Source organism: Clostridium sp. AM34-9AC (genome assembly GCF_003480225.1).
Taxonomy (GTDB): Bacteria; Bacillota; Clostridia; order Lachnospirales; family Lachnospiraceae; genus Acetatifactor; species Acetatifactor acetigignens.
On record NZ_QUIU01000015.1, the window covers coordinates 11,878 to 12,313 of the forward strand.

Sequence of the window (436 nt, forward strand, 5' to 3'; positions counted from 1 at the left end):
GCGGAAATGAGGTTGAGGTGCTTGAAAGCCTGAAAGGCTGGATAATTGATCCGAATACACAGGCACAAAAGACCATTGAAAACTATGAAAACCAGCGCCTTAGCATAGAAGATGCCATAGAAAGAGGACTGTTAAACAACAGGGCGGGTCAGATATTCCTGGATTATGGAGATATTGTTATGGGACCGGCGGTGAAGACCCCGGCAGATATCATAGTCATAAGGGAAACGGTAAAAGGAAATTCTGACAGTAAAGAGATGCAGAGGACTGCAACCGCAGGATTTTATGCGGGTTTTGTGGGACAGGGAATTGAATATACCCAGATCATAAGTAATGCAGACTACCAGCTGAGCATGATTATTACATCAGCGAAAGGGGTTAATTCAATTAATAATCCTTTATCATATCTATTGTTTATAAAGGATTTTTCGCTGAC

At 41.7% G+C, this 436-nt stretch carries 1 protein-coding gene; it reads left to right on the top strand.

Annotated features, from left to right (window positions below; translation table 11 throughout):
- A partial coding sequence (locus DW835_RS18205) for a hypothetical protein (protein WP_207665424.1) occupies positions 1 to 436 on the top strand: 436 nt, incomplete at both ends.